This window comes from Flavobacterium hibernum, assembly GCF_000832125.1.
GTDB lineage: Bacteria > Bacteroidota > Bacteroidia > Flavobacteriales > Flavobacteriaceae > Flavobacterium > Flavobacterium hibernum.
In genome coordinates, this window is the sequence record NZ_JPRK01000005.1 from 216,824 (window position 1) to 234,264 (window position 17,441).

The window sequence follows — 17,441 nt, forward strand, 5'->3', positions numbered from 1 at the left end:
TAAAGAATCCTTTTTTACAATAAAAAACTACATTTATCTACACACTTTTCTTTTAAATAACAGACAGTTAATATGTAATTTTCCTATTACGCTTGTTTAAGTAATAATGCCAAAGTAAATATGTAGCATAAGATCGATAAGGACTCCATTGTTGCGCGTGAATTTCCATTTCATTTCTGTCATGAATATCCAGTAATTCTTTGATTGTATTTACCACTGCAATATCTCCTAGCGGAATCAAATCTGGCTCTTGCAGACAAAACATGAGATAAATATCGATCGTCCAATTCCCAATTCCTTTTAGCTTTATGAGTTCTTCTCTAACTTGTTTTGCAGATTTTGTTGCTAGACTTTCAATATCTAACTCTTTGTTTAAAATGGCACTGGCCAAGATTTTGATGTATTTCGTTTTTTGCCGGCTTACACCCAATGCTCGAAAGTCCTCATCTGATAAAACCGACATTGCTTCTGGATTACAAATCGTAAAAGCTTTAATTTTTAAAAAGGTGGCTTTCGCCGAATCTATAGAAACCTGTTGTTCGAGTATTAGCAATACTAAGGTCTCAAAACCTTGTGGCCGTTTTGGTATTGGCGGCAATCCATATTTATCGATGATTTGCTGAAATATTGGATTTTTGGCTGAAAGAAAATCGATGGCTTCTTGCATTACTTTAGTTTTTGATACTGAATCAAAATTAAGAAAAATGGAGTCAACTCTCGCAAAGTCGCAGAGGCGCAAAGTTTTGCTTCTCGCAGATTTGGCAGATTGAGCAGATTTATTCTTTTCAAATGGTAATTAAAATTTCTTTAATCTGCCAAATCTGCGAGAAACAAATATTATGCTACAAAAAAAGCCGCAAAGAATTTAAAACTTTGCGACTTTGTAACTTTGATGCTTTGTACCTTTTATAATTAGAAATAGAATCCGAAAGATCCCTTTATAGCAAATTTATGAGCATCTGGCATGTCTAAATAGTTTCCTCTCCATGAAAAATCAATACGAAAAACTTTAAAGATGTTTCCTATTCCGGCGTTGTATTCCCAATATACTTTTTCTGGCGCATTGTATGGTAATCCAGAAGCATTTATAGCTCGGTTGGCGTCAGAAATAGTTCCGTGAACAGCTCTAACCCCAATAAATTCCCTCCAGTTTAATTTTCTCATAAACGGAACCCTGGCAAACAATCTTCCTCCAAAATCATGATTCCATTGTAAAGTTGTATATTGATCTGTTACAAATTCATAGAAATTCAAGTTACTAAACGTATTTTCGATCGTAAAGTAAGTTTGGTTACCCGGAATTACACTCATTAATCCTAACGGAATTGTTCCAAAGGTTTTCCCTGTTTCAAGAATAATATTTGATCTTCCTAATGGTCCAATAATAATAGGTTGTTTATAGAATATTTGAATTTTCTCGTAAGCGAAATCACTATTCAAAACTCCCTTTAAACCATAACTAAAGTTAACAAAGAAATGACTAAATGGGCTATCTACAAGACTACGCTCTACTCCATAACCAATTGTTTTACGATTGGGCATGTATTCAAATTGAATATTTGCTTCAGACTGTGTTACTTTACTTTCTATAACGCCCGTTGGGTTTGTTGCGGAGGGCAAAGTGGTGTAATAATCTAAACTAAAGGTTGGCGATGCCGACTCCAGCGTACGATAAGACAATCCTGCTTGAATAAGAAAATTCTTTTTAGGCTCTATTTCAAACGAAACATTACTTAAATTAATATTTGTCAACTTACCATTACTTCCCGTTGTGAACAATGCCGAAGAGGCAAAACTTCGTCCTAAAATATCATTTGTTGTCGTTAAACTGGCTCCAATTTGTTCAATATCACGCCTATTTCCTCCAGAAATAATGATTCGATTTTTCTTATCGATCATCCATTTTCCAGAAACTCCATATTTAAATTTATTATCATCAAAACCATAAGCGGTATAAGCTTGTATACGCCAAGGATCGTTTGGTCCAAAATATGTTCTTCCTCCTGCACGAAGCCTCAAGCCTTCGACCTCATTATATCCAAATGTGGAAAAAATAGGCCCAAAATCGAAGTTTTTAAACTCAACATAACCACTTCCTAAAATAGAGACGAGACTATAGAGTTGCTTAAATCGTTTAACGGTCTGCAATGTATCGAGCATTTTATAAATACCCGCTTCGTCTTTATTTAATTTCTCAAAGCGATTTTCGTCCCAAAACTCTGGCGGCCGCTCATAAACTGCGTTATCAACATAATTGACTTCTTCTTTATAAAATTTTTCAGGTTTCTGAAGATTGAATTTATGGTTTCTGTACAAAGTGGTACGTTTTCCATAAACTCCTTTTGATTTTTCTTTTTTATTTAAAGCAAAATCAGACATCATATAATCTCTTGTCAGTAAAAAAACAGAGTCGTTTTCTACGTCAAATTCCTGTTCTATATAAATATCTTTTACCCAGTTAATATTGGCACTTTTAGTAACGCCCATATTAATTTTCTTGATCGCAAAAGTGGTATCATTAACCCAAAAATCTCCTTTAAAGGTTAGTTCATTTTTACGTCTTGGATAAAAAACAATATTATAACACCATTTTTTATCAATATAAGCACTGTCTTTTAATACATAATTGTACACGTCAATTCCTGTTCTTGACAGTGGACTTGTAAAACTTTTATCAAAAAATTTAAGGTGATTATCGTAAATATTATAATCTGAATATAGATCTTTTACGAAAGATAAAATTTGTTGATTTCCATTAAAACCGGACATTTTATTTCCAGTCATATTTTCTTTTACCTTTTTTATTTTATTATCTCCATAAACATCGTAAACAGATTCATTAATAAAAATTGGAAGGTATGTTTTTCCGGTAACGTCAGATGTATCAATGTGTTTAAAGATAAACTCCATTCCTTTAAAGAGCTTATTCTTCATAAATGCACTATCGATCGTGTTCATATCAAACTCGACTTTCTCGTACTTTTGCATTTGATATTGATCAAACTGATAAAGTCCGTTTTTACGCTTTCTTTCCCAAATTTTTCTCAATATATCTAAGGCCGGATTATTCTTCTTAGAAGTTTTCCCGGTATAAATTACAACCTCACTAAGCACTTCGGCTTCATTAAGAACAATAACAAAATTATAATTGACTGCTTTTTCTAAGGGCACTTCTTTATCCGAAAATCCTGCCGAAGTAACCAACAAAGCAGTATATGTATTTGGCGATTCTAAATAAAAACGACCATCTTCATTAGAAACGATTCCTGTATTTGATCCTTTAAAAACAATATTTGCAAAAGGAATTGGCTGTTTAGATTTATCCAAAACAATTCCACTCACTTTAGTTTGTGCAGTAGCGATACTCGCAAATACAAGTACAAAAAACAGGCTGAGTAAAATTATTTTTTTCATAATCCGGCAAAAAAAAACTTCATCAATTAATTATGACTGATGAAGTTTTAAGAGTATTGTTTATTTGACTATTTGTACATTACTTTTTTTACTGCTTTTACTACATCAGCTGCATTTGGCAACCAGTCTTTTAGTAAAACAGGAGAGTAAGGCGCAGGTGTATCTGCAGTAGTAATACGTTGAATTGGCGCATCAAGAAAATCAAAAGCTTGTTCTTGTACGATATAAGTGATTTCAGATGAAATACTTGCAAATGGCCAAGCTTCTTCTAAAATTACTAAACGATTTGTTTTTTTAACAGAAGCAAGAATAGCATCTTTATCCATTGGACGAACTGTTCTTAAATCGATAATTTCACATGAAATTCCTTCTTTAGCCAATTCATCAGCAGCGATAAAAGCTTCTTTGATAATTTTACCAAAAGACACGATTGTTACATCTGTTCCTTCACGTTTAACATCAGCAACTCCAAGAGGAATTGTATATTCTCCGTCTGGCACTTCACCTTTATCACCATACATTTGCTCAGATTCCATGAAAATCACAGGATCATTATCACGAATTGCAGCTTTTAAAAGTCCTTTTGCATCGTAAGGAGTTGAAGGCACAACAACTTTAAGACCTGGAGTGTTAGCAAACCAGTTTTCTAAAGCTTGAGAGTGAGTAGCTCCTAATTGACCTGCAGAAGCAGTTGGTCCACGAAAAACGATAGGCACATTAAATTGTCCTCCTGTCATTTGACGCATTTTAGCAGCATTATTTATAATTTGATCAATACCTACTAAACAGAAGTTGAAAGTCATATATTCAACAATAGGACGACAACCGTTCATAGCTGATCCTACTGCAATTCCTGTAAAACCAAGCTCTGCGATTGGAGTATCAATTACTCTTTTTTCGCCAAACTCAGCAAGCATTCCTTTTGAAGCTTTATATGCTCCATTATATTCTGCAACTTCTTCGCCCATTAAATATATGGATTCATCGTGACGCATTTCTTCGCTCATCGCTTCACAAATGGCCTCTCTAAATTGTATTGTTCTCATATTTATATTGTATGTTGAATTTTCTGAAGAGCAAAAATAAATATTTTAAATAACTTAAATGCATAAAATACATTTAAAATCACATGAACTTCATCCCTACCTAAGCTTTTAACTTTTTAAAAATTATTGTGATATTAACGAAATCGATATAATAAGTGTGTTTTCATCATAAAAAACATTTTTCAGACAAACTCTACTTTATTTGTTTGATTCTTATTTTGCAAAATTCTATCTATATAACGTAGCAATTGAAAATGTAGTATGAACACATATAAATTTCAACACTTTAGCAGCCTTCTTAATTTGCAAAATCCTTAGCAATCAATTGAATTGACTGCATTATCACTGTTGAACCACGATAAAAAGACTTCATAATTTCAGAATCTGCGAAAACGTAATAGTTTTTTAAAAATATTATGCATGCATAGTATAATTATTCCGAATTAAATTCTAAATTTGTAAAAGCATATTATAAATCCAAAATATATACTTATGAAAATATTAGTTTGCATCAGCCACGTGCCTGATACTACTTCAAAAATCAACTTCTCCAATGGTGATTCAGAATTTGATACCAATGGTGTACAATATGTAATTAATCCTAATGATGAGTTTGGTTTAACTCGTGCAATTTGGTTCCAAGAACAACAAGGCGCAACTGTAACTGTGGTAAATGTTGGAGGCCCTGACACAGAGCCAACTTTACGTAAAGCATTGGCAATTGGTGCAAACGAAGCAATTCGTGTAAATGCTAATCCAACTGATGGTTTTTTCGTTGCAAAACAATTAGCTGAAGTAATTAAAAACGGTGGTTACGATTTAGTAATCGCTGGTAAGGAATCTTTAGATTATAATGGAGGAATGGTTCCTGGAATGATTGCTGGAATTTTAGGCTCTAACTTTTTAAACTCTTGTACAGCCTTAACTGTTGACGGAAACAACGTAAAAGCGGTTCGTGAAATCGATGGTGGAAAAGAAACTGTAAGTACAACTTTACCTTTAATCATTGGCGGTCAAAAAGGTCTTGTTGAAGAAAAAGATTTACGTATTCCAAACATGAGAGGAATTATGACTGCTAGAACAAAAGCTTTAACTATTCTAGAGCCAGTTGACGCTCCAGTAAATACAAAAGCGGTTAAATTTGAAAAACCAGCTCCAAAATCAGCAGTGAAATTAGTTTCTCCTGATAATTTAGATGAGTTAATCAATTTATTACACAACGAGGCTAAGGTGATTTAAGATTGTAGAGTTTAGATTTTAGATTGCAGAACGCAATACAAAATCTAAAATTACATTTGATTCACTTCAAAATCTAAAATCAATAATCTTTTTAGATTTCATTTTCAAAAATCTGAAATCTAAAATCTAAAATCTAAAATTGTTATGTCAATATTAATATATGCAGAATCTGCAGAAGGAAAATTTAAAAAAGTTGCTTTTGAATTAGCATCTTACGCTAAAAAAGTAGCTGAATCATTAGGAACAACCGTTACAGCTTTAACTATTAACACTAGCGACGTAAGCGAATTAGCTAAATACGGAGTTGATAAGGTGTTAAAAGTAACAAACGACAAATTAGCAGGTTTTACTGCTAAGGCTTACGCCGATGTAATCAAACAAGCTGCTGAAAAAGAAGGAACAAAAGTAGTTTTACTTTCTTCTACAACAGATAGTATCTACCTTTCATCATTAGTAGCAGTGGCTTTAAACGCTGGTTTTGCTTCAAATGTGGTTGGATTACCGGTAAGCACTTCCCCTTTTCAGGTAAAAAGAAATGCTTTCTCAAACAAAGCTTTTAACATTACAGAAATCAATACAGATGTAAAAGTTCTTGGCTTGGCTAAAAACTCTTACGGAATTTTTGAAAGTGCAGGATCTGCTACTGAAGAAGATTTTAACCCTACAATTGGAGACAATGACTTTGGAGTAAAAGTAGAATCTGTAGAAAAAGTAACAGGAAAAGTATCTATTGCTGATGCTGATGTTGTAGTTTCTGGCGGACGTGGATTGAAAGGTCCTGAAAACTGGGGATTAGTAGAAGATCTTGCTGCTGTACTTGGTGCTGCAACTGCATGTTCTAAACCGGTTTCAGACTTAGGATGGAGACCTCATAGCGAGCACGTTGGACAAACAGGAAAACCGGTTGCAACAAACTTATATATTGCTATTGGAATTTCTGGAGCAATCCAGCATATTGCCGGAATCAACTCTTCAAAAGTAAAAGTTGTTATCAATAATGATCCAGAAGCTCCTTTCTTTAAAGTTGCTGATTATGGTGTTGTTGGAGATGCTTTTGAAATTGTACCACAATTAATTGAGAAATTAAAAGCTTTTAAAGCACAACACTCTTAATTTAGAAATTCTCTATAAAAATATAGCTGCCTAAAAATAAGATAATCGTATCTTTGCTTTAGGTGGCTTTTTTGTTCCATATTTTTTGATTAAAATTGCACCTTTATTTTCCAATCAAAAAAAGTATTAAAATGAGGCATTAATTGCCCTTTTTTACCCATATATATGAGTCTAGTTAAATTATCCATAAAAGGAATTTCATACAGTCAAACTCAAAATGGCGCTTATGCCTTAATTTTGAATGAAGTTGATGGTGAAAGAAAATTACCAATAGTTATTGGTGCTTTTGAAGCACAATCAATTGCTATTGCATTAGAAAAAGAAATCAAACCTCCTCGCCCATTAACACACGATCTATTCAAAAACTTCGCCGAAAGATTTGATATTGTCGTAAAACAGGTCATCATTCACAAACTTGTTGATGGTGTATTCTATTCTAGTTTGATCTGCGAAAGAGACAAAATCGAAGAAATTATCGACGCAAGAACTTCTGATGCAATCGCATTAGCCTTACGCTTTAACGCTCCGATTTTTACTTATAAAAACATACTTGATAAAGCTGGTATTTACTTAAAATCAAATACAGCAGAAACAGATCAGGGTTCTCAGGAAATTGATGATGTACTTTCGAATCCGGAAACTTTTGGACATGAAGAAGAAACAAATCAATCTGGCGATGTTTACGCAAAACATACTTTACAAGAACTAAACGAACTTTTAGATCAGGCAGTTTCTCAAGAAGATTATGAAAAAGCAGCCAAAATTAGAGACGAAATCTCTAAAAGATAATTCTCACGTTTAATCGTTGATTTGTTTATTTGTTAAATCGATTAGACAAACAAACAAAAACGATTAAACAAATCCACGATTAAACAATTAAACGGCAATGAAACAATACTTAGATTTAGTACAGCATGTTTTAGAAAATGGCTGTCAAAAAGGAGATAGAACAGGAACGGGAACCAAAAGTGTTTTTGGCTACCAGATGCGTTTTGATTTAAGTGAAGGTTTCCCAATGGTTACTACTAAAAAATTACACCTAAAATCTATTATTTACGAATTACTTTGGTTTTTAAAAGGCGATACTAATATAAAATACCTTCAGGAGAATGGAGTAAAAATCTGGGATGCATGGGCAGATTCCAACGGCGATTTAGGCCCTGTTTATGGTCATCAATGGCGCAATTGGAATAGTGAAGAAATTGATCAGATCTCTGAATTAATTACAGAATTAAAAACAAACCCAAATAGCAGAAGAATGTTAGTTTCGGCTTGGAATCCATGTGTTTTACCTGACACAAAAAAATCATTCGAAGAAAATGTAGCCAATAATAAAGCTGCTTTACCTCCTTGTCATGCTTTTTTTCAGTTTTACGTAGCAAGTCCAGATCTTGAAAAAGGAGAAACAAAAGGGAAACTTTCTTGTCAATTATACCAACGTAGTGCTGATATATTTTTAGGAGTTCCTTTTAACATTGCTTCTTATGCATTACTAACTATGATGATTGCTCAGGTTTGCGATTTAGAATATGGCGAATTCATTCATACATTTGGGGATGCACACATTTACAACAATCACTTTGAACAACTAGAATTGCAATTGACACGCGAACCAAAACCATTACCAAAAATGATTTTAAATCCTGAGATTAAAAACATTTTCGATTTTGATTATAACGATTTTACACTTGTAGATTATGAACCGCATGCCGGAATAAAAGGAAGTGTTGCTGTATAAAATTTATAAAAAAATCCGCTTATAAGCGGATTTTTTTTATACAACTAAAACACTATTTTCGCTTCCTGCAAAGTCATTCCACTTATAAGAATCGGCTTCAGGATCGTTAATATAAATTCCATCGATTACGTACTTAAACTCGTAAATTGCATCTTTAACTAAATCATAAGTCGCTTTAAAAGTTCCGTTTTTTAACTTACTCAAAGTTCCTTCTTCTACGTTCCAATTGTTAAAATCTCCAACTACCGCAGCTGAACTTGCATCTTTAGCTTCGACAGAAAATGTTACTTTACATACTGGCTTTGTTTTAATAAATTGCTTCTTTAAAGACATAACTATTTAGTTTTTAGATTTATACATCTAAATTAAACAAAATCACTTAAACATTCAATACTCTTCTGGCCGATTTACGATAATATCAAAAACAGAATATTATTTTAATCGTATCCGTAATTAAATCCATAATATTTTTTGTAATTCAGATTCGTAACTCATTTTAAAACAAATATAATGCGATCAAAATATTGTGTTTTAAAAATAAATTTTAACTTTATGATCTCATTTACGCTTTATGGAAAAAGAAGTACACGAACAATATGAACAATATGAATACGCGAGAAGAAGACTTAGACAAAAGAAGATTCTATATTTTCATTTTGTACTCTTTCTTTTAGGAAGTTTATTTTTATTTATTGCTAACAGATTTTTTGGTTTTGGCACCACAACTGATCAAAATTGGTGTATTTGGGCCATTACTATTTGGTTCTTTATTTTTATTTTACATTTTATAAAAGTCTATATTACAGACCGATTTATGAATAAAAAATGGGAAAGAGAACAAATTGACAGACTTGTCGCATTACAGCAAAAAAGAATCAGTCAATTAGAATCCCGAGTGAACGAGGATACTGAAAGTAAAATTTAGTTTAGAATACCATGATTATAATGATAGCGGCTGTAGCCGAAAATAATGCCCTTGGAAAAAATAATGAATTAGTTTGGCATTTACCAAATGATTTTAAAAGATTCAAATCGCTTACTACGAATCATCACATTATTATGGGCAGAAAAACTTTTGAAAGTTTTCCAAAACCTTTACCAAATAGAGTCCATATTGTAATAACACGTCAGAATGATTATCATCCAGAAGGCTGTATTGTTGTCGACAGTATAGAAAAAGCAATTGCCGCATGTCCTGAAAATGAAGATTCTTACATCATTGGTGGAGGCGAAATTTATAACTTAGGCTTACCTTATACTGACATTATAGAAATAACTAAAGTGCATCACACTTTTGATGCAGATGCTTTTTTTCCTAAAATCAAAGAAAGTGAATGGCAACTTGTTGAAGCGGAAGAAAACTTTAAAGACGAAAAACATCTTTACGATTACACTTACGAAACTTACATTAGAAAATAAAAAAACACCCTCTTTTCAGAGGATGTTTTTTAAAAACGATTGATTTTTTACATCTGACTCTTTCGAGAAATAGCTTTGTAAAAAAATAACAAATGCTAAATAAGCATTTGAAATAAATGAATAACATTGAATGTTATTTGAGAACGAATCTCAAAAGTGCCTTTAATAACAAATACCACTAAGATATTAAAGGCAAGAAAATTAAAATTTCCAAAAACAAATTTAATCCTAAGAACGTATTTTGCACTCTTAAATAGTACTGACCCCCAAGAACAATACTTTCAAAACTATCTACAAGAACGAATGAATATTAGCGCAAAAAACACTCATTTGATTTAAGCCATTGTATTATCAATCATTAAAATCTCATCATTTTTACTTTGACAAAGTTGACTATAAAATCGACCACACACAATACCCACTTTTAGGGATTTTTTTACAATACCAACTTTTAGGGATGCCAACTAATAAACCATCAGGAGCCTCTTTCTAAATACATTTTAATTACAAATTAAAAAACACAATTACAGTTAAACTAGATTGTTTATATTTGCGTAAATAAAAAAAATGTCTGAAAAAATAACTCCATATAAAGACTCTTCTTTAGGTAAAAAAGAGCAAGTTGCCCAAATGTTTGATAACATCTCTGGTAACTATGACAATTTAAATCGCGTAATTTCATTTGGAATTGATACAAAATGGCGCAAAAAAGTCTTAAAAATTGTCTCTGATACTAAACCAAAAAAAATTCTTGATATTGCAACCGGAACTGGTGATTTAGCTATTTTAATGACGCAAACTAATGCAGAAAAAATCATTGGTTTAGATATCTCAGCAGGTATGCTTGAAGTAGGCAAAAAGAAAGTTGAAGCAAAAGGCTTATCAAATGTTATCGATCTGGTTTTAGGAGATTCAGAAAAAATTCCTTTTGATGATAATTATTTTGACGCTATAACGGTTGGTTTTGGAGTTCGAAATTTTGAAAATTTAGAAAAAGGTTTTGCTGAAATTTTGAGAGTTTTAAAACCTAATGGTGTATTTGTAATCCTAGAAACTTCTGTACCGGATAAAACTCCTTACAAGCAAGGATATAATTTTTACAGCAAAAATATCTTGCCTCTTATCGGGAAGTTATTCTCTAAAGACAATTCTGCATATGGCTATTTGTCTGAATCTGCGGCAGCTTTTCCATATGGAGAAGCGCTGAACAATATTTTAAGAAAAATTGGGTTTATAGATGTTGTAGCTATGCCTCAAACTTTTGGCGTTGCAACTATTTATTCTGCATCTAAAAAATAGTATGAAAAAAACTGTAGTCTTAATTTTATTAGTCTTAACGACAAAAGGATATTCTCAATTTACTAAAAGCATGTTTAGTAAAGATCCTATTATCAATCTGGAAAACTGGCAAAAGCAACGTGTTTACTTTGGATATTATCTAGGATTCAATAGTTTTGACTTTAAATTCGACTACAAAAATCCAGGGCAGGACATTCAGGTAAAAAAAACTACTGGTTTTAATGTAGGTGTTGTTGCCGATTTAAGATTACAGGAATATATTAATTTGCGCTTTGAACCAGGTTTGTATTACACCAAACGCGACTTATACTATCCCAATATGCCTTTACAAAAAGACTATTTAAGAGAAGTAAATAGTACTTATATACACTTTCCTTTATTATTAAAATTTTCTTCTTTACGTACTGGAAATATTCGCCCGTATTTAGTTGGTGGAATGTCTACTACATTGAATCTCTCAAGTAATTCAAAATCTCAGGATGATAACAACGAAGGGAAATTTAGAGTAAAACCATGGACTGCTGCTTATGAACTAGGTTTTGGAATCGACATTTTCTCTGAATACTTTATTTTCTCTCCTTCAATAAGAGGTATGTTTGGCATTACAGACGAATTGATTCGCGATAATCCGGCAAAAGGACCAAGTCCATGGACTGATAATATTGATTCTATGAAATCGAGAGCTATTTTAATAAATTTTACTTTTCATTAAAACAAATCTTTAACTATTTCGTTTAAACTCACTAAGAATAATTGCTGTTGCTGTAGCTACATTTAAACTTTCGGTTTTTTGTAGTTCTCCAAATCTGGGAATTGAAAGACGGCTTGTAACTATTTCTTCAATCTCTGCCGAAATACCGTTGGCCTCGTTACCCATAATAATGATTCCTTCTTTTGGCAAATGGGATTGATAAATATTTTCACCGTCCATAAAAGTTCCAAAAATAGACATTTTTGTTTGGCTAATAAAAGTTTTCAGATCAACATAATTTACATTTACCCTGGTAATTGAACCCATTGTTGCCTGTACGACTTTTGGATTGTAGATATCTACCGTTTCTTTTGAACAAATGATTTGTTTGATACCAAACCAGTCACAAAGGCGTAAAATAGTACCTAAGTTTCCTGGATCACGAATATCATCCAAAGCCAGTATTAAACCTGAATCGATGATTTTATTTTCCATTGGAATTTTAAACACTGCTAAACAAGTATTTGGAGTTGCTAAAGCACTTATTTTTTTAAGCTCTTGTTCATTAATTAGAGTGCGTTTTGAAGTCTGAACTGTTTCAAAATCATTTAGAGTCGTGTATAAATGCTCTAATTCAAAATTGGATTGCAACAATTCTTGAATTACTTTTACTCCCTCGGCGAAAAATAATTGATTTGCAAAACGTTGCTTTTTTTGATGTAAACTTGAGATAAGTTTTATTTGGTTTTTACTAACCATAAAATAATGTACTTTTGAATTAAATATTTAAGAACACTTGAAAAAGAATTCCACAAAAATAATAGCATTTATTCTAATAGCAACATTTATTTGCGCTTGTAATGCTGTAAAAAGAGTTCCTGATGGAAAAAACCTTCTTGTTAAAAATAATATCCTTGTAAATGGCAAGGCCACAAACGACGAAACTGCTTCTAACCAAATGTACCAAAAACCAAATGGTACCTTATTGGGTTATCGCTTACGTTTAAATTTATACAATTTAGCCAACTTAAATCCAGACTCAACTTATCAGGCAAAATTTAAAAATCATCCTGGCAAGTACGAGCGAATGTCTAAAATCTTATCTGCCAAACAAGTAGATCGACTTGGTCAATCATTCTATTACAAAGGTATTCATGAATTCCTAAAAAGCACTGGCGAGCCCCCTGTAATTATTGATACAGCAAAAACAAAAAAATCTCTTTTACGCTTGAAATATTATTATTTCAATAGCGGTTATTTTAATGTTACAACAGATTACACTATTGATAGTGTTGCTAAGAAAAAAGCCAAAATAAATTATAACATTACAACTGGTCCAGGATATACTCTAGATACCATTAAAACCAATATAATGACTCCTGCATTAGATTCATTATACAAAAACAATCCTGAACCTTCATTTTTAAAATCGGGAAATCAATACAAAACCTCAGATTTTGAAGAAGAAAAAAATCGTCTTACCACATACTTTAGAAATCACGGAGCTTACTTTTTTCAGCCCACTTATATCACTTTTGACATTGATACAATTGGCAAAAAGAACAAAGCAAATGTTACTTTAATTATTAACAACAATAATATCCAGGAAAAAGATTCAAGTCGTACGGAACCTTTCAAACTGTATAAAATTAGTGATGTCAATATTTTTACCGATTATTCTGCTGCAAATGCAAAAAACAAAATTACTGACAGCACAACGTACAACAACTTTAATTTGTACAGCTACAAAAAATTAAAATATAAACCTCGCGCCATTACAGATGCTGTTTTTATTAATAAAGGAAGTACTTTTTCTGACACAAGAACAACTCTTTCATCAAGATATTTAAACAACCTAAAAATATTTAATTATCCTTCTATTCAATATGAAGTTGATAAACGCGACTCAACGGCGCAATCTTTAATTGCAAAAGTTTATTTAACACCAAGAAAGAAATATAGTTTTGGTGCTACTTTTGATGTAACACACTCTAATATTCAGGATTTCGGGATTGGAGCAAGTATTTCTGAAACGATTAGAAACGTTTTTAACAGGGCTGAAACTCTGGAAATTTCTACACGTTTAAATTTGGGTTCATCAAAAGATATGGCTAACCCCAATAACAACTTTTTCAATGTTTCGGAATATGGTGTCGATTTAAAATTAAATTTCCCAAGAATTTTAATGCCTTTTGGAACAGAGAAAATTATTCCAAAAAGAATGATCCCTTCTACCAGTATTTCAGCTGGTTTCTCAAAACAAAGAAATATAGGACTTGACAAAGAAAACTTTACTGGTGGATTGGCCTACAATTGGTCTCCAAAAAGGAACAATACTGCAAAGCTGGAACTATTAAATGCTCAATTTGTTCGTAATTTAAATCCAGACAATTATTTTAATGTTTATACATCTTCTTACGACGAATTAAATAATATTGGTAAAGATTACAATGTTGACGCTCTCAATTGGGGAGAAGATCCTGCTCAACAACTCCTAAAAAATCTAACCATTCCAAAAGGAACTACCGGCTTCACTACTGATGTACTTACTGATAAAACAGCTTTAAAACCCGGAATGGCCGAATACAAAGATGTAGAAAGCATTGAAGAACGAAGAAGAAGATTAACCGAGAATGATTTTATTCTGGCAACCAGTTATACGTTTACCAAAACAACCAAAAAAGATCTTGCAGACAACACGTTTTACCAATTTAAAACTAAAATAGAATCAGCAGGAACTTTATTGTCGGCTATTTCAAGTCTTGGAAATTTACCAAAGAATGCAAGAGGTAACTATGAAATTTTTAATTTAGAATACTCAGAATATATAAAAACAGAGCTAGATTATATTAAACACTGGGATTTTGGAAAAGAAAAAGTATTGGCTGTTCGTAGCTTTGTAGGAATCGCGATACCTTTTGGCAATTCAGATTACATTCCGTTTTCACGAAGTTATTATGCAGGAGGTTCAAATGATAATCGAGCGTGGCAACCCTACTCTCTTGGTCCCGGAAGCACAAATGCTGTACGAGATTTTAACGAGGCTAATATGAAAATTGCTTTTAGCGCTGAATTTCGTTTTAAAGTATTTGGAGATGTCAAAGGAGCTATCTTTGCAGACGCTGGAAATATCTGGAATGTGCTCGATAATGTGATTGATGAGAAGGCAAAATTTGACAGCGTAAACGATTTAGCTGAAATTGCTTTGGGTTCAGGATTTGGTTTACGATACGATTTAAGCTTTTTTGTTATTCGTCTAGATTTAGGCTTTAAGACCTATAATCCAGCACATGACAAAGGAGATCGTTGGTTTAAAGAATACAATTTTGGGCACTCGGTTTTAAATTTTGGAATAAATTATCCGTTCTAATGCTAATTAATTCTTATTTTTGCAACCTAAAAACTAAAAACAACTAAAAAAAATTACAATGGCACACAATATCAAACCGGGAGTAGCTACAGGAGATCAAGTACAGGAGATTTTTAATTATGCGAAAGAAAAAGGTTTTGCTTTACCAGCAGTAAACGTTACTGGGTCTAGCACAATCAACGGAGTTCTTGAAACTGCAGCAAAACTAAACGCGCCAGTTATTATTCAATTTTCTAACGGAGGAGCACAATTTAACGCTGGAAAAGGATTATCTAATGCAGGTGAAAAATCAGCAATCGCTGGAGGAATCGCTGGAGCAAAACACATTCATACTTTGGCAGAAGCTTACGGAGCAACTGTAATTTTACATACTGACCACTGTGCGAAAAAATTATTACCTTGGATTGATGGTTTATTAGATGCTTCTGAAAAACATTTTGCAGAAACAGGAAAACCATTATTCAGTTCTCATATGATCGATTTGTCTGAGGAGCCAATCGAAGAAAATATTGAGATCTGTAAAGAGTATTTAGCTAGAATGAGCAAAATGGGTATGACATTAGAAATCGAACTTGGTATTACAGGTGGTGAAGAAGATGGTGTTGATAACTCTGATGTTGATAGCTCAAAATTATACACTCAACCAGAAGAAGTAGCTTATGCTTACGAAGAGCTTTCTAAAATAAGCCCTAAATTTACAATTGCAGCAGCTTTTGGTAACGTTCACGGTGTTTACAAACCAGGAAACGTAAAATTAACTCCAAAAATCTTAAAAAACTCTCAAGATTTCGTACAAGACAAATTCAAAACTGGTGCTAATCCAGTAGATTTCGTTTTCCACGGAGGTTCAGGTTCTACACTTGAAGAAATTAGAGAAGCGATTGGATACGGAGTTATCAAAATGAACATTGATACAGATTTACAATTTGCATATACTGAAGGAATTCGTGATTATATGGTTAAAAACATTGACTATTTAAAAACTCAAATTGGTAACCCAGAAGGTGCTGATGTTCCTAACAAAAAATACTATGACCCAAGAAGATGGGTTCGTGAAAGCGAAGTAACATTTAATGCAAGACTTGAACAAGCTTTTGCAGACTTGAATAACGTAAATACGCTTTAAATTTTAGATTTCTGAATTTAGATTTTAGATTTCTGAAATGAAGTCTAAAATTTAAATTTTGAATCAGTTTTGAAAATCTAAACTTTAAAATCTAAACTTTAAAATCTACATTCTAAAATTAAAAAAATGGCTTGGTTTAAAAGACAAGAAAAAGGGATTACAACCGCTACCGAAGACAAAATGGACGTTCCGAAAGGATTGTGGTACAAATCTCCTACAGGAAAAATTATTGATGCTGACGAATTAGCAAGAAACTTATTTGTAAGTCCAGAAGATGATTTTCACGTTAGAATTGGAAGTGCAACCTATTTTGAAATCTTATTCGACAATAATGAATTTGTTGAATTAGACAAAAACATGACTTCTAAAGATCCTTTGCATTTTGTGGATACAAAAAAATATGCAGAGCGATTGAAAGATGTAATGGAGAAAACTCACCTTAAAGACGCTGTGCGCACCGGAGTGGGAAAATCTAAAGGAAAAGAGCTTGTAATTTGTGCTATGGATTTTGCCTTTATTGGTGGATCTATGGGAGCTGTTGTAGGTGAGAAAATTGCCAGAGGTATTGATCACGCGATCAAAAACAAATTACCTTTTGTAATGATTTCTAAATCTGGTGGAGCTCGTATGATGGAAGCTGCTTATTCTTTAATGCAATTAGCAAAAACATCTGTAAAACTTGCTCAATTGGCCGAAGCAAAATTACCTTATATTTCGCTTTGTACGGATCCAACTACTGGAGGAACAACTGCATCATATGCCATGTTAGGAGATATTAATATCTCTGAGCCAGGAGCTCTGATTGGTTTTGCTGGTCCTCGTGTTGTTCGTGACACTACAGGAAAAGATTTACCAGAGGGTTTCCAAACTGCCGAGTTCCTATTAGAGCACGGTTTCTTAGACTTTATCACGCCTAGAAAAGAATTGAAAGATAAGATCAACTTATATATTGATTTGATTCAGAATAATGATATTAGATAGTTTAC

The 17,441-nt window shown here is 32.6% G+C and carries 16 protein-coding genes; 11 read left to right on the forward strand and 5 right to left on the reverse strand.

The window, feature by feature from the left end:
- Positions 1–67 precede the first annotated feature (67 nt).
- From IW18_RS05245 to IW18_RS05255, 3 genes are all read right to left on the reverse strand, one after another.
- Positions 68–667, reverse strand: coding sequence for a DNA-3-methyladenine glycosylase family protein (locus IW18_RS05245; RefSeq protein ID WP_041516524.1), 600 nt, complete (start codon positions 665–667; stop codon positions 68–70).
- A 245-nt stretch (positions 668–912) separates the two neighbouring features.
- Positions 913–3,414 carry a DUF5686 family protein gene (locus IW18_RS05250; RefSeq protein WP_041516525.1) on the reverse strand — a complete coding sequence of 834 codons (2,502 nt, stop codon included), beginning with the start codon at positions 3,412–3,414 and terminating at the stop codon, positions 913–915.
- Between the two features lie 68 nt (positions 3,415–3,482).
- Positions 3,483–4,460, reverse strand: a complete 978-nt coding sequence (locus tag IW18_RS05255) for a pyruvate dehydrogenase complex E1 component subunit beta (protein ID WP_041516526.1) — start codon at positions 4,458–4,460, stop codon at positions 3,483–3,485.
- A gap of 492 nt (positions 4,461–4,952) precedes the next feature.
- On the opposite strand from IW18_RS05255, the gene IW18_RS05260 reads away from it, so the two are divergent.
- The 4 genes from IW18_RS05260 (at position 4,953) to IW18_RS05275 (ending at position 8,550) form a co-directional block, all read left to right on the forward strand.
- The gene (locus tag IW18_RS05260; RefSeq protein ID WP_041516527.1) at positions 4,953–5,699 is read left to right on the forward strand and encodes an electron transfer flavoprotein subunit beta/FixA family protein; all 747 of its coding nucleotides are present in this window, start codon (positions 4,953–4,955) and stop codon (positions 5,697–5,699) included.
- A gap of 144 nt (positions 5,700–5,843) precedes the next feature.
- The gene (locus IW18_RS05265; protein ID WP_041516528.1) at positions 5,844–6,812 is read left to right on the forward strand and encodes an electron transfer flavoprotein subunit alpha/FixB family protein; all 969 of its coding nucleotides are present in this window, start codon (positions 5,844–5,846) and stop codon (positions 6,810–6,812) included.
- A gap of 165 nt (positions 6,813–6,977) precedes the next feature.
- A complete protein-coding gene (locus tag IW18_RS05270) occupies positions 6,978–7,601 on the forward strand; it encodes a bifunctional nuclease family protein (protein WP_041516529.1) in 624 nt (207 codons plus the stop codon).
- 97 nt (positions 7,602–7,698) lie between these two features.
- Positions 7,699–8,550, forward strand: a complete 852-nt coding sequence (locus tag IW18_RS05275; RefSeq protein ID WP_041516530.1) for a thymidylate synthase — start codon at positions 7,699–7,701, stop codon at positions 8,548–8,550.
- A gap of 36 nt (positions 8,551–8,586) precedes the next feature.
- Here IW18_RS05275 and IW18_RS05280 read toward each other — a convergent pair whose 3' ends face one another.
- On the reverse strand, positions 8,587–8,883 hold the full coding sequence (locus tag IW18_RS05280) for an isoamylase early set domain-containing protein (RefSeq protein ID WP_041516531.1): 297 nt from the start codon (positions 8,881–8,883) through the stop codon (positions 8,587–8,589).
- A 238-nt stretch (positions 8,884–9,121) separates the two neighbouring features.
- Between IW18_RS05280 and IW18_RS05285 the strand changes: the two genes are divergently transcribed.
- From IW18_RS05285 to porT, 4 genes are all read left to right on the forward strand, one after another.
- Positions 9,122–9,475: a 2TM domain-containing protein gene (locus IW18_RS05285; protein WP_041516532.1), complete on the forward strand. Its 354-nt coding sequence runs from the start codon at positions 9,122–9,124 to the stop codon at positions 9,473–9,475.
- Positions 9,476–9,486: 11 nt separating this feature from the next.
- The gene (locus IW18_RS05290; protein ID WP_041516533.1) at positions 9,487–9,969 is read left to right on the forward strand and encodes a dihydrofolate reductase; all 483 of its coding nucleotides are present in this window, start codon (positions 9,487–9,489) and stop codon (positions 9,967–9,969) included.
- Between the two features lie 567 nt (positions 9,970–10,536).
- Complete coding sequence (gene ubiE / locus IW18_RS05295) at positions 10,537–11,268, forward strand: bifunctional demethylmenaquinone methyltransferase/2-methoxy-6-polyprenyl-1,4-benzoquinol methylase UbiE (RefSeq protein ID WP_041516534.1); 732 nt, start codon at positions 10,537–10,539, stop codon at positions 11,266–11,268.
- A 1-nt stretch (position 11,269) separates the two neighbouring features.
- Complete coding sequence (gene porT, locus IW18_RS05300) at positions 11,270–11,980, forward strand: type IX secretion/gliding motility protein PorT/SprT (protein WP_041516535.1); 711 nt, start codon at positions 11,270–11,272, stop codon at positions 11,978–11,980.
- Between the two features lie 9 nt (positions 11,981–11,989).
- On the opposite strand, the gene IW18_RS05305 is transcribed toward porT, so the two are convergent.
- Positions 11,990–12,718 carry an RNA methyltransferase gene (locus IW18_RS05305; protein WP_041516536.1) on the reverse strand — a complete coding sequence of 243 codons (729 nt, stop codon included), beginning with the start codon at positions 12,716–12,718 and terminating at the stop codon, positions 11,990–11,992.
- A gap of 37 nt (positions 12,719–12,755) precedes the next feature.
- Here IW18_RS05305 and tamL point away from each other — a divergent pair, with 37 nt between their 5' ends.
- From tamL to accD, 3 genes are all read left to right on the forward strand, one after another.
- Positions 12,756–15,329, forward strand: coding sequence for a translocation and assembly module lipoprotein TamL (gene tamL, locus IW18_RS05310; RefSeq protein WP_052480089.1), 2,574 nt, complete (start codon positions 12,756–12,758; stop codon positions 15,327–15,329).
- A gap of 58 nt (positions 15,330–15,387) precedes the next feature.
- Complete coding sequence (gene fbaA, locus IW18_RS05315; protein ID WP_041516537.1) at positions 15,388–16,455, forward strand: class II fructose-bisphosphate aldolase; 1,068 nt, start codon at positions 15,388–15,390, stop codon at positions 16,453–16,455.
- A gap of 126 nt (positions 16,456–16,581) precedes the next feature.
- On the forward strand, positions 16,582–17,436 hold the full coding sequence (accD, locus tag IW18_RS05320) for an acetyl-CoA carboxylase, carboxyltransferase subunit beta (protein ID WP_041516538.1): 855 nt from the start codon (positions 16,582–16,584) through the stop codon (positions 17,434–17,436).
- The last annotated feature ends 5 nt before the right edge of the window (positions 17,437–17,441 follow it).

Excerpts from the sequence above, each read along its gene's own strand:
- IW18_RS05260 (WP_041516527.1), top strand. The coding sequence starts at position 4,953 with ATGAAAATATTAGTTTGCATCAGCCACGTGCCTGATACTACTTCAAAA.
- IW18_RS05250 (WP_041516525.1), bottom strand. The coding sequence starts at position 3,414 with ATGAAAAAAATAATTTTACTCAGCCTGTTTTTTGTACTTGTATTTGCG.
- IW18_RS05285 (WP_041516532.1), top strand. The coding sequence starts at position 9,122 with ATGGAAAAAGAAGTACACGAACAATATGAACAATATGAATACGCGAGA.
- IW18_RS05245 (WP_041516524.1), bottom strand. The coding sequence starts at position 667 with ATGCAAGAAGCCATCGATTTTCTTTCAGCCAAAAATCCAATATTTCAG.
- accD (WP_041516538.1), top strand. The coding sequence starts at position 16,582 with ATGGCTTGGTTTAAAAGACAAGAAAAAGGGATTACAACCGCTACCGAA.
- IW18_RS05270 (WP_041516529.1), top strand. The coding sequence starts at position 6,978 with ATGAGTCTAGTTAAATTATCCATAAAAGGAATTTCATACAGTCAAACT.
- porT (WP_041516535.1), top strand. The coding sequence starts at position 11,270 with ATGAAAAAAACTGTAGTCTTAATTTTATTAGTCTTAACGACAAAAGGA.
- IW18_RS05280 (WP_041516531.1), bottom strand. The coding sequence starts at position 8,883 with ATGTCTTTAAAGAAGCAATTTATTAAAACAAAGCCAGTATGTAAAGTA.
- IW18_RS05290 (WP_041516533.1), top strand. The coding sequence starts at position 9,487 with ATGATTATAATGATAGCGGCTGTAGCCGAAAATAATGCCCTTGGAAAA.
- fbaA (WP_041516537.1), top strand. The coding sequence starts at position 15,388 with ATGGCACACAATATCAAACCGGGAGTAGCTACAGGAGATCAAGTACAG.
- IW18_RS05275 (WP_041516530.1), top strand. The coding sequence starts at position 7,699 with ATGAAACAATACTTAGATTTAGTACAGCATGTTTTAGAAAATGGCTGT.
- IW18_RS05265 (WP_041516528.1), top strand. The coding sequence starts at position 5,844 with ATGTCAATATTAATATATGCAGAATCTGCAGAAGGAAAATTTAAAAAA.
- ubiE (WP_041516534.1), top strand. The coding sequence starts at position 10,537 with ATGTCTGAAAAAATAACTCCATATAAAGACTCTTCTTTAGGTAAAAAA.
- IW18_RS05305 (WP_041516536.1), bottom strand. The coding sequence starts at position 12,718 with ATGGTTAGTAAAAACCAAATAAAACTTATCTCAAGTTTACATCAAAAA.
- IW18_RS05255 (WP_041516526.1), bottom strand. The coding sequence starts at position 4,460 with ATGAGAACAATACAATTTAGAGAGGCCATTTGTGAAGCGATGAGCGAA.